The organism is Polynucleobacter sp. JS-JIR-II-b4, assembly GCF_018687815.1.
GTDB lineage: Bacteria > Pseudomonadota > Gammaproteobacteria > Burkholderiales > Burkholderiaceae > Polynucleobacter.
Map to the genome: position 1 here is coordinate 1,127,240 of NZ_CP061306.1, position 11,812 is coordinate 1,139,051.

11 protein-coding genes and 1 tRNA gene are annotated in these 11,812 nt (G+C 46.2%); 1 reads left to right on the plus strand and 11 read right to left on the minus strand.

Annotated elements, in window-relative coordinates:
- Window positions 1-23 precede the first annotated feature (23 nt).
- The 8 genes from ICV90_RS05745 to ICV90_RS05780 all read right to left on the minus strand — a co-directional run bounded on the left by ICV90_RS05745 (window position 24) and on the right by ICV90_RS05780 (window position 7,973).
- Window positions 24-2,510, minus strand: coding sequence for an ABC transporter permease (locus ICV90_RS05745; RefSeq protein WP_215356920.1), 2,487 nt, complete (start codon window positions 2,508-2,510; stop codon window positions 24-26).
- Window positions 2,507-3,292 carry an SDR family oxidoreductase gene (locus ICV90_RS05750; RefSeq protein WP_215356922.1) on the minus strand — a complete coding sequence of 262 codons (786 nt, stop codon included), beginning with the start codon at window positions 3,290-3,292 and terminating at the stop codon, window positions 2,507-2,509. The genes ICV90_RS05745 and ICV90_RS05750 overlap by 4 nt, the downstream gene beginning before the upstream one ends.
- A 29-nt stretch (window positions 3,293-3,321) precedes the next feature.
- Window positions 3,322-4,308, minus strand: a complete 987-nt coding sequence (locus ICV90_RS05755; protein WP_215356924.1) for a tripartite tricarboxylate transporter substrate binding protein BugE — start codon at window positions 4,306-4,308, stop codon at window positions 3,322-3,324.
- Window positions 4,309-4,312: 4 nt separating this feature from the next.
- Complete coding sequence (locus tag ICV90_RS05760) at window positions 4,313-4,939, minus strand: membrane integrity-associated transporter subunit PqiC (RefSeq protein ID WP_215356926.1); 627 nt, start codon at window positions 4,937-4,939, stop codon at window positions 4,313-4,315.
- On the minus strand, window positions 4,936-5,862 hold the full coding sequence (locus ICV90_RS05765) for an MlaD family protein (RefSeq protein WP_215356928.1): 927 nt from the start codon (window positions 5,860-5,862) through the stop codon (window positions 4,936-4,938). The genes ICV90_RS05760 and ICV90_RS05765 overlap by 4 nt, the downstream gene beginning before the upstream one ends.
- On the minus strand, window positions 5,859-6,635 hold the full coding sequence (locus ICV90_RS05770) for an ABC transporter ATP-binding protein (protein WP_215356938.1): 777 nt from the start codon (window positions 6,633-6,635) through the stop codon (window positions 5,859-5,861). The genes ICV90_RS05765 and ICV90_RS05770 overlap by 4 nt, the downstream gene beginning before the upstream one ends.
- On the minus strand, window positions 6,635-7,807 hold the full coding sequence (locus ICV90_RS05775) for an ABC transporter permease (protein WP_215356940.1): 1,173 nt from the start codon (window positions 7,805-7,807) through the stop codon (window positions 6,635-6,637). The genes ICV90_RS05770 and ICV90_RS05775 overlap by 1 nt, the downstream gene beginning before the upstream one ends.
- Window positions 7,808-7,896: 89 nt before the next feature.
- Window positions 7,897-7,973, minus strand: a tRNA-Arg gene (locus ICV90_RS05780).
- 18 nt (window positions 7,974-7,991) lie between these two features.
- Here ICV90_RS05780 and greB point away from each other — a divergent pair.
- Window positions 7,992-8,492: a transcription elongation factor GreB gene (gene greB, locus ICV90_RS05785; protein WP_215356942.1), complete on the plus strand. Its 501-nt coding sequence runs from the start codon at window positions 7,992-7,994 to the stop codon at window positions 8,490-8,492.
- Between the two features lie 3 nt (window positions 8,493-8,495).
- Here greB and ICV90_RS05790 read toward each other — a convergent pair whose 3' ends face one another.
- Genes ICV90_RS05790 through gmk form a run of 3 tightly spaced genes read right to left on the minus strand, consistent with a single transcriptional unit; the run spans window position 8,496 to window position 11,797 of the window.
- Window positions 8,496-10,895 carry a bifunctional (p)ppGpp synthetase/guanosine-3',5'-bis(diphosphate) 3'-pyrophosphohydrolase gene (locus ICV90_RS05790; RefSeq protein ID WP_215356944.1) on the minus strand — a complete coding sequence of 800 codons (2,400 nt, stop codon included), beginning with the start codon at window positions 10,893-10,895 and terminating at the stop codon, window positions 8,496-8,498.
- A gap of 15 nt (window positions 10,896-10,910) precedes the next feature.
- Complete coding sequence (rpoZ, locus tag ICV90_RS05795; protein ID WP_011902918.1) at window positions 10,911-11,114, minus strand: DNA-directed RNA polymerase subunit omega; 204 nt, start codon at window positions 11,112-11,114, stop codon at window positions 10,911-10,913.
- Window positions 11,115-11,158: 44 nt separating this feature from the next.
- Complete coding sequence (gene gmk / locus ICV90_RS05800; protein ID WP_215356946.1) at window positions 11,159-11,797, minus strand: guanylate kinase; 639 nt, start codon at window positions 11,795-11,797, stop codon at window positions 11,159-11,161.
- Window positions 11,798-11,812: the final 15 nt, after the last annotated feature.

The window sequence follows — 11,812 nt, forward strand, 5'->3', positions numbered from 1 at the left end:
GAGCTGCGTCTTGATTTTCTAACTTAGGCTTCTCGTAAACATTCCACTGCAGTCGCCTTCTGAATTCTTCTCTGAAAGCGATATCCAGAAGCAAGGCAAGCGCTAATCCCAAATGCAACACCCATGAATAAGGCCTCTCCAAAGGCATTAAATGGAATCTCCATCACGAAATAGCCCAAAGCCCAAGCTGCGGCACCAGAGGCTAGGCCTGCTAGAAACCCCGCTATCAAGCCAATCATGACTAATTCAATATTCGCAATCTGAGCTAAGGTATTTTGAGAGGCTCCCAAAGCTTTTAATAGGGCCGCATTTTTATAACGCTCATCTTGAGTAGCTGCGATCGCTGACATTAAAACCAAGAACGCTGCTGCAATCGTAAATGCCAATAGCAAACCCAATACTGAGGAAAGCTTATTCAATACTTCCTGTATTTGTTGCAGCGAGGCTGAAACATCCACAATAGTTAAATTGGGGTAGGCCTGGCTCAGATCAAAATCCAAAGATTCTTGTTTGGGCGATTGGTAATAAGAGGTAATCCAAGATTGCGGCAATGATTGCAACTGTACAGGCGGCATGATCACGAAAAAGTTCACGCGCATCGATCCCCAGTCAAGCTTTCGCAAGGAAGTAATTGGGGCAACAATTTTTTCTCCGGCAACCTCAAAGGTTAACTGATCACCCAATTTCAATTTCAAGGTTTTGGCGATGCCGGTTTCCATCGAAATCTGCGGCGCATCGCCCTCAATCCACTTGCCCGTTAGGATTTGATTGCCTGATGGCAACTGGTCGGTATAGGATAAATTGAACTCTCGATCGATTAAGCGCTTTGCATTTTCTTCTACATAGTCGTTAGGCGTGATGTCTTTGCCATTCACCTCAATCAAGCGGCCACGTACCATTGGATAAAACTGCGGAGCTGTAACGCCTGCATTCTGAAGAGACTCTGTAAGCCCCTGCTTCTGATCGCCTTGAACATTAATCATGAAGCGATTAGGCGCATCACTCGGTATATTGCCTTGCCAGGCACTTAAGAAATCAGCTCGCAATAGCAATACCAATAAGAGCGCCATTAATGCAATACCGAGCGTTGTAATTTGCACCACTGCGAGACCCGTTCTTCGACCTTGAGCAAGAATGACAAACCCCAGAGAAAAACCTTGAGTACGTATCCTGCAAAGCAGCTTCAATATGCCCCAAGATGCAGTGGCAAAAATCAGGATGGCAAGACCAAAACTAAGGCTTGTCCATAACGCTAGTTTCCAGTCGCGTGCCGCAAGCATGATCAATATCACTGCCGCAACTAATCCACATACAGCAGTCCAAATAGTGGAGACGCCGATGCCATCAAATTCTTTTCTAATCAATCTGATTGGGGAAACTTTTACCAAGCTGAACATTGCCGGGCCAGCGAAACCAAATAATAAGAACCAAGCCACCAGCACACTCCAAAGGACAGGTCCAAAAGAGACGGGCGGCAATTCTGTTAAGACTAGATTACCCAAAAGAAGAGTTAATACAAATTGGCCAAGGTAACCCAAAATAGAGCCCATCAACGCGGCTATGAAGCCAAGCGCTAAAAGAGTCTGCCCTTGTCGTCTAAGGATCATGGTGGAGCTGGCTCCAAGACATTTCAGAACAGCACAGGTATTTGCCTGTTTGCGTGTGTAGCGATGAGCCGATAAAGCAATGGCAACCGCAGCTACCATCGCAGTTAATAAAGCAATCAAGGAGAGAAAACGATCTGCGCGCCCAAGTGTTTTGCGCATCAAGGGTTGTGCATTCTCTAAAGTTTCAATGCGAACACCTTTAATGCTCTCGGATTCAATATATTGACTTGCCCATTGGCCATAAGAATGAATTTGCTCATCAGAACCAGCCAATAACAATCGGTAGGTTACTCTGCTACCAAGACCAATCAGTCCAGTATCAGCAAGATCAGACATGGGCATCATGACGCGGGGTGCAAAGTTCATAAACCCTGCCCCACGATCGAGTTCACGCTCTAAAATTCCACCGATCACAAAGACTTTTTGACCAAGCTGAATGGAGTCGCCTTCATTTGCATGCAGGCTCGCCAACATAGCGGGGTCAACCCACACTGATCCCTCATGAGGTCCGGTAGTCAATGTCTTGTCTTGAGACATGGATTGAACACGCAAAGCGCCACGCAGGGGATATTGAGGGCTTACCGCCTTAAGTGAAGCAAGCTTGCTGTGTGAACCTACAGTTGCCATGCTCGGAAACACGATTGTCTGAGCTAGCTGTAGGCCCCTGCTCTTTGCCTCATCTAAAAAGAGATTGGGTAAAGGCTGGTCAGAAACGATCAGCAAGTCCGAAGCTAAGAGTTGGCGGGCATCGGATGCAAAAGCCCTTTGCATTCGATCTGCTAAAAAAGTGACACTAGATAACGCTGTTACCGAAAGAATTAAGGCAACGAATAGCCAAGCTAACTCGCTTGAACGTAAATCACGTCTCAAACCACCCAAGAAACGAAGTAATGATTTAATCAAATGGCCTGAATTTGACCGCCATCAATACGCATGACGGTACCAGTAATAAATGAGGCATTTTGGCTAGCTAAAAATGCAGCGGCATCACCATACTCCTTGGGATCGCCATACCTACCCATTGGAATTTGTCTTAAGCTGGCTTTAACGACATCTTCATAGCTAGTGCCTTCCCGCTTTGCGCGCGCTTCATCCAACTGACGCAGACGAGCAGTTGCAATTCTTCCAGGCATGATGACGTTAACAGTAATGGCTTCGGCAGCCACTTCTGCAGCCAATGTTTTCGACCACGCCAGCAATGCAGCACGCAAGGTATTGGAAATGGCTAGATTTTTAATCGGCGCAATAGCGCCTGAAGTGGTGCTGGTAATAATGCGGCCCCACTTACGCTGGCGCATGCCAGGAAGTATTCGATCGGTAATAGCAATGAGCGATAAAACCATGTCGTTAAAGCTCTTTTGCCAAAGCGCCGGATCTTGGCCGGCTGCTGGTGTTGGCGGCGGCCCACCTGTGTTATTAATCAAAATATCGATGGGTCCAAGTTCCTGCTCTACTTTTGAGACCAAGCTATCAATAACCGAAGAATCCGCTAGATCCCAATTAAGTGCCAAAGCCTGTCCACCTGCAGCCTCTATCAACCTCACCGACTCACTCAAGCCCTCAGCATTTCTACCGGTAACAGCTACCTTGACACCCTCTTTGGCCAATGACACTGCCATTGCCTGACCCAAGCCACGGCTAGAAGCCATTACCAATGCAACCTTACCCTTTAATCCTAAGTCCATCTCATCTCCAAAAACTAATTTTTATATATTTAATCTAACTGCAATTTCTGCTTTGCAACCACCTCTTTATAGACGGTGTACTCAGCTTTAATTTCTTTTGCAAACGCCTCAGATCCATTCACGTTGATGATTGAGCCAGTATCTTCAATACGCTTCTTAACCGCAGGATCAGTCACTACTTTTTGTAAAGCGGCGGTATATTTATCCACGATATCTTTTGGCATTCCTGCAGGCCCCAATAGACCGTAATAAGCCATCCGATTAACTGGCGCTAAACCCACTTCAGCAAAAGTAGGTACATTGGGTAATTGAGCCAAGCGCTTAGGTGCAGCTACCACAATCGGCACAAGCTTACCGTCTTTGATGAAGGGTAAAGACGATGGCAAATTGTCAAAGATCATAGAGACCTGACCGCCCACTGTGTCGGCTAATGCTGGACCAGCTCCACGATAAGGAATATGAACAATAAATACCCCAGTCAAACTCTTGAAAAGCTCGGTTTGAAGGTGTCCAATACCGCCAGTACCGGAGCTTGAATAAGAATACTTTCCAGGGTTGGCTTTCAAAACCTGCATAAAGGTTTTGAAATCCTTTGCCGGAAATGATGGATTTACTGCAATGATGTTCGGTGTCGCAGCAATATTGCTAATGGCCGTGAAGTCCGTAACAGGATCGTAGCCAATCTTTGGGTTAATCGCTGGATTGGCTGCAGTAGTAGAAACGGTAGCCATACCAATGGTGTAACCATCTTTCGGTGAGCGCATCACTTCCAACGCGCCAATAGAACCACCACCGCCTGCTTTATTTTCGACAATTACCGGTTGACCCAACTGACGACCCAAAGCATCACCAACGGCTCGCGCAATGATGTCTGTACTGCCGCCGGGTGCAAATGGAACAACCAGGCGAATCGGTTTATTCGGAAATGTATCTGCGTGGACAGCATTCAGGGAACTTGCGGCAACAAGGAATGCTGCTCCAACGAATTTGAAGATGTTTACTGAGTTGTATTTCATAAAATTACTGACCTAAAGGTTTTGGTAAATTGCCGGCGTATTTATAAAGTTGCGCCTCATACTCTTGGAAAATCTGAGCCAGTGCTTCTTGCAGGCCCAATACCAGCGCTTCAGGAGTATTGTCTTTGAGGGCTACGCGCTTGGTATAGCGGTTTGCACCAATCAAGGGATTTGCTTTGCCGGCATTAGTTGCACTCAAGAAAAACTCTACACTCACTACCGCCTCTGGTTGTTTACGATAATCACCATAAAACTCCTCTACAGTTGCCTGTAAATAATAGTAAGGAAAGAAGCTATTACTTTGACCTACTGTTGAGGAGAAAATATTCGCCTTATTCATCCACTGGCGTTCAGCGTTCCCAATCATTTCAGCAGGAATAGTCGCGTACACGTTATAAAAATCTTTTTCATAACGTTGATCACCAGTACGGTAGACCAAAGACCTGCCATCAAAAGGCGGCGTCACCGAGACAGAGCCCATCTTTAGCCAAATATCTGTGCGGGCTTGACGCGGTGCCGCGGTTCTATCTGGAGATACCATCCAGGTAGTGGGCCCTACTGGGGGTCTGGTAGGCAAGGAGCAAGAGGTTAAGCCCAAGATAGCAAAGCCAAATAAAATTCGCTTGATCATTTCTGAGCTCCAGACTGACCGCCGCTACTAGTGGGTGTAATTTTCTTTGGTGGGTCGCTCCAAATTAAGCTTGATGGCGATTGACTTGCAATACGGCTAAATTCATTTAGATTCTCGCTCGCCTGCTTAATATTTTCTATTGTCAACACGGTATCGCCCTGCACACTCGTAATAGTTTGGCGCAAAGAGGAGGTGGCCGCTACTAATTCACGCATCAGAACACCGAGCTCTTCTTTATCGGTTGCCTTATTAATGCGAGCCATGATGACGTTTAACTGCTTAACCGATTCAATCATGCCTTCATTACCCCTGCCATCTCCTGCCATCATCACATTAAGATTACCTAGCAAGGCATCCAATTTTTTCTGTGTGCCATCGATATTCATATTATTTAAGGCACCAATCAGATTCTGAATACCCGAAATAATTTCATCCGCTTGGTTTGGCATAGATGGGATTACTGGATACTCGGGCTTCCAAGAAAAAGGGAGAGCGGGAGTATCGGATGCATGAGCAATAAAATCAAACTCAACGTAATTTACACCCGTAATGCCCATAGATTTGATGCGAGCTCGCAAATTATTTTTTACAAACTCGCTAATTTGATCTTCATTTACTTTGTCACCAAAAATTTGCATTCTGACGACAACATACTGACGGCGATCATGAAAAGGTAAATTTCGTTCGTAGATATCACCAGATAGGCCGATCGATGTGACCTGACCAATCTTAACTCCACGAAACCGTACAGCCGCCCCTGCATCTAAGCCTGTTACAGACTGCTTGATATAGGTTTCGACCATAAATGATTTTTGGAAAAATTTGCCTCCGCCAAAAATGAGAATCACAGCAATCAGTGCACCAATTGCGGCAAGCACAAAAGCGCCTAAGCGAAAATAATTGGGATTTGAGTTATTACTCATGCTGCGTCCTTGCTCATAATACGATTGAAGAATTGATGCACCCGTGGATCTTTACTGGTATCGCGCAATACTTTTGGATCACCCTCAGCAATAATTCCCTTAGCCCCTTTATCCAGCATGATTACTTTGTCAGCAATAGCATAGATGCTGGCAAGTTCATGGGATACGATGACAAAGGTGATGCCTAGGTTTTTTGATAAATCCTGGATTGTGCTGTCGAGATCTGCAGACGTAATAGGATCCAAGCCAGCAGATGGCTCATCTAAGAATAATATTTTGGGATCTAGCGCCATGGCCCGAGCGATCGCCGCCCTCTTTTGCATGCCTCCACTAATTTCACTGGGCATATAAGACTCATAAGGCAACAGACCGACTAAATCCAACTTGCAACGCGCCAGTAAATCCATTTGCGCTTGGGTTAGCTGGGTATATTCCTGCATAAACAAAGTCACGTTATCGAGCAAGTTCATGGAACCAAATAAGGCACCTTGTTGATACATCACGCCAAAGCTGGTCATGATCTTCTGGCGCTCCGCTCCAGCTGCAGTAGTAATGTTTTGCCCTTCAATCAGAACATCACCAGATAAGGGCTGATAGAGACCGAACAAGTTTTTTAACAAGCTAGACTTGCCGCAACCTGAGCCGCCCAGAATCACAAAAATTTCACCGTAATTCACCGTGAAATTCAGATTTTGCATCAGGACGTTAGAGCCATAACCTACAGTGAGGTTTTGAACATCAATTGCGCATTGTGATTTATTTGGCGTGTCCATCAGAAACCTGTCTTATAGGAAATGAAGGCAAAAATACCATCAACTAGCACAATCAAAACAATACTACTAACGACTGCTCTTGTAGCTGAAATACCAACTGCAGCCGCACCATTTCCCGTTTGCATGCCACGCAGGCAACCAACCGCTGAAACAACCACGCCAAAAAGCGTCGCTTTAATTAAACCTGAGCCAATATCTTCGATATCTACAGCCGAGAGCATGCCGTTGTAGAAGTTAATAAATGGAATGCCGTAAATCAACATCGTCAACATCGAGGAAAAAATACTGACGATGTCAGCAAACAAAGTCAAAATAGGCGCAACCAAAATACCCGCCAGAACACGTGGAACAACTAAAAAACGAATTGGGCTTAAGCCGCCAGAAACCAGCGCATCTACCTCACTATTAACAGTCATCGTGCCAATCTCGGCAGCAAATGCTGCTGAGGAACGTCCTGCTAACAAAATGGCGGTAATTAATGGGCCCATTTCTCGCACAATACCCAAAGCCGCCAACGGGCCGACAAAGGATACGGCGCCAAATTGCTGCATACCAATAGCAGCCTGAAAAGACAGGATGACGCCAATCAAAAACGCGACTAGTCCAACGATAGGTAATGCTGCAATACCCGCTTGCACAGCAGCGTTCACAAAATCACCCCAGCGCACTTGCTTGGGGTAACGAATAGACCAAGCTAAATCAGCCGCAAGATGTCCGGTAAATGAAATTAATCCAACAGCATCATCAATTAAATTTTGTGTTGCCATTCCTGTACTGACAACAAAACTTCTTTTGGGCTTTACAACTGGAACGGGAAATAAATTACCGATCGGATTGAATTCAGTTAGTAAAGGTTCATAGCGAGGATCTAAGCCCACGACATCAAACTTTGCACCCGCTGTTGTTTGCGCCTCTTCAATCCCAATCAGAAATGCGATACCAGCCCCATCTAAAAAAGTGACTTTGCTTGCATCAAAAGTCAGGGACTTGCTTTTGCCATCACCCTGCTTGAGCCACACATCTTGAGAATCACGGATTTGAGTCCAAACACCGCCCAAGGAATAGACGTTCACATTGCCACTCATTAGTACTTTGGCGTTATTGGCATCTATCTGTGACCAAACAGCCACTGGGGCGTCAGAAACGGCAGAAATGGTGTCAGAAGTGCTCATAAGCAGACTATAAGGTATCTCTGTGAAAGATCTGAGAAAAGCCTATAAAGAGAAAGGGCCCAGTCTTTCAACTAGGCCCTCATATAGTTTGGTGCGGCTGGCAGGAATTGAACCCACGACCCCTTGGTTCGTAGCCAAGTACTCTATCCAGCTGAGCTACAGCCGCAACAGCCATAATTATGCCATGGAAGAGAAGAACTACATCACCCCCGCTGGTCACGAACGCATTAAGACCGAGCTCCTTCAGCTCTTAAACCTTGATAGACCGGAGGTTGTCAAGGTTGTGCACTGGGCTGCCAGCAATGGCGATCGATCTGAAAATGGTGACTATATCTATGGGAAAAAGCGCTTAAGGGAGATAGATAGACGGATCCGCTTCCTTAATAAACGTCTAGAATTTGCCGTGGTTGTCGATAATTCTGCTCGAAAATCAGGGGAAAATGACTCTGAGCAGGTGTTCTTTGGGGCTACTGTGACCTACGCAACCCTGGAAGGACCCGAAGCCAACAAGAAGACCCTAATCACAATTGTGGGCGTTGATGAGGTTGATCTGGATAAAGGGCATGTCAGTTGGGTCTCACCTATAGCCAAGGCCTTAATCAAGTCTCGGATCGGAGACTGTGTTTTTATACAAACACCCACAGGCCCCGCTGAAATTGAAATCTTAGACGTTCAATACTTATAGAGTTCAAACAGCGCGAGTACGGGTTACCCGCATGACATCGGGATTGGCGCGCAAACTGCGCATCACCTTAGAAAGGTGCAATCGGTCATAAACTTGGATCGTAAAGCGAATAGTTACCGAGTCTTCTTTGAAGCGATCTTCCATGGATACATTCATGATGTTGGAGTCTGCCGAAGTAACACTACTCGCCACCCTAGCCAAAACTCCCTTACCTTGGCGCGTGTCGATCGCTAGGTCCACTTCAAACTCACGATTTAGCTCTTTGCCCCACTCAACCTCAACCCACTTATCACTATCCTTAGAGAGCATGCGCAATGCCACTGTACAGTCGTTGGTGTGAACTTGTAATCCTTCACCCTTACCAAGATAACCAATGATGTTATCGCCTGGTATAGGATGGCAGCAAGTTTGGAAATGAATCGAATTACCCTCACGCCCATCAACTAGGATAGCTTGGCGTTGATGATGATGATAATGGCTTGCCTCTTGATTCGGCGCGACCCAATCCGCAACTCCCAAACGCATTTGCTCGGCACCGCCTTCATCATCGATCAAAATTTTCAGCCGAATAGCCAGCTCCTGGGGAGAGCGTCGTCCTAAAGCAATGTTGACACATGCTTCTTCGCGGGTTTTATCACCCGTCCAATGCGTTAGCTTTTCCCAAATTTCTGGACTTAACAAGGCAGCATCAACGCCCTGCTGACGTAAAGCGTTTGCTAAAAGTCGCTCACCTAGTTGAAGCGATTCAGAATAATGTTTTGTTTTAAGGGAGTGTCGTATAGAAGCACGAGCTTTGCCAGTCCGCACAAATGCCAGCCAACCTGGATTGGGTTGTGAGCTTGCTGAAGTAATGACTTCAACAATGTCACTATTCTTCAGCTCGCTACGTAAAGGCAATTGCAAGCCATTGATTTTGACTGCTACGCAGGTATTACCCAGATCACTATGGATAGAGTAAGCAAAATCTAGAGCAGTTGCGCCCCTTGGTAAGGCCCTAATCTGCCCAGTGGGTGTAAACACATAAACTGCATCTGGGAACAAGTCAATTTTGACGTGTTCTAAAAATTCTTGAGAGTCACCGCTGCTATCCTGAATATCAATCAAGGACTGCAGCCATTGGTGGGCTCTGTTTTGCACCTCACTCATATCAGGGGAGCCGTCTTTATAAGCCCAATGCGCAGCTACCCCAGCCTCAGCTACCGCATGCATTTCCGTTGTACGAATCTGAAACTCTACTGGCACTCCTGAAGGACCCAATAAAGTGGTGTGTAAGGATTGATAGCCGTTTAATTTGGGGATCGCAATGTAATCCTTAAATTTCCCTGGCATGGGCTTGTATAGAGAATGCAAGATACCGAGTGCGCGATAGCATGCATCAATCGAATGTACGGTAACCCGGAATGCATACACATCTAATACCTGCGAAAAGCTTAAATGCTTTGAGCGCATCTTGGTATAGATACTGAAGAGTGTTTTCTCACGACCGCGCAGATCTACCTCTAAATTGGCTTTAGCAAAGGCCATGCGTGAAGCCTGCAAAATCTTTTCAACCATTTCCTTGCGGTTGCCGCGTGCACGCTTAACGGCTCCCTCAATGACTCGGAAACGCATGGGCATAGAGTAACGGAAGCTGAGATCTTGTAGATCACGGTAAATGATGTTCAACCCAAGACGATGGGCGATTGGTGCGTAGATTTCGATTGTTTCAGCGGCTACACGACGGCGCTTCTCCATGGGTACAGCGTCCAGGGTGCGCATATTGTGGGTGCGGTCAGCAAGCTTGACCAAGATGACTCGAACGTCGCGCGCCATGGCCATGAACATCTTGCGAAAGCTCTCTGCTTGCGCCTCCGCATGACTTTGAAACTCTAATTTATCGAGCTTTGTTAAGCCTTCAACTAGCTCAGCTACTTTATTACCGAACTTTTCAACTAAGTCTGCCTTTGTACAGCCAGTATCTTCAATCACATCATGCATCAACGCAGCCATGATGGATTGCGCATCCAAGCGCCACGTTGCGCATAGTTCAGCTACAGCAACTGGATGGGTAATGTAAGGTTCGCCGCTATGACGGTATTGGCCTAGATGAGCAGCATCAGAAAACTGAAATGCTTTTTTGATTTGTGCAATTTCTTCAGGCTTGAGATAGGAAAGCTTTGCTAGCAATCCCTCAATAGAAACCACCTGGTGTTTGAGAGGAAGAATGGGCGCTGATGTCGGGCCGAATAAATGCCGACTCGATTGCGCCAACAAACTCGCAATGATGGATTTTTTACCGCTTTGAATTGGTGTGTCGGAATTGATATCCAACAACTGTGCTTGAGTAGGGTCAAGCGAAGCATCCTTAGACGAGATGCCTCCTACTTTATCCGATGTATTGACTAGTCCTAAAGGGAGCTCCACACCGGAACCCCTTAATTACAAAGGTACTTTGGTCAACATGTCACGGTCAGTCACGCCAGCAGCTACTTCGCGCAATGCAACTACGGTAGCTTTATCTCTGGACTCAACACGTGGGGAGTGACCTTGCACCAATTGGCGGGCACGATATGTCGCGGCCAAAACCAATTCAAAACGATTAGGGATAGTTTTAAGGCAATCTTCTACAGTAATACGTGCCATGCTGGACTCACTTAATTTAGCTTCAATACCTATAGGATAACTGATTAGACCCCGAGGCGCTTCAAAAGGGCTGGATTTCTGGCCATACTGGGCCCAGAACGCAAGCGGCTCGAAGCCAAGATATGCTTTAAATCGATCAATGCCTGATCAAATAAATCATTCACCACGATGTAATCAGCCTCATGAGCATGCAGAAGCTCTACGTGGGCAGCTGCCAAGCGACGCTGGATTGTGGCTTCATCATCCTGACCGCGCTTACGTAGCCGCTCTTCTAAAGCCTCTATCGATGGCGGGAAGATAAAGATCCACTGCACAGAAGGTATTAACTTCCGAATTTGTTGAGCGCCCTGCCAATCAATCTCCAACATGACATCGCTACCCGCCTGCATTTGAGACTCAATCCAAGGTTTTGAAGTCCCATAAAAATGACCATGGACTTCTGCCCACTCTAAAAAATGTCCCTGATCACGTTCTTGCAGAAAATCTTCTTTTGTCAGAAAGCGGTAATCCTTGCCATCTACTTCACCAGGTCGCGGTGCTCGCGTGGTAGTTGATAAAGATAACTTCAATCCGGCCTCGTCTTTAAGTAAGGCATTCACTAAAGAGGATTTACCTGCGCCTGAGGGCGCAACAATCATCAACATACTGCCTTGGTAGGATGGTGTCGGAGTGGAGTTAGTCATAAATCAATAATATGG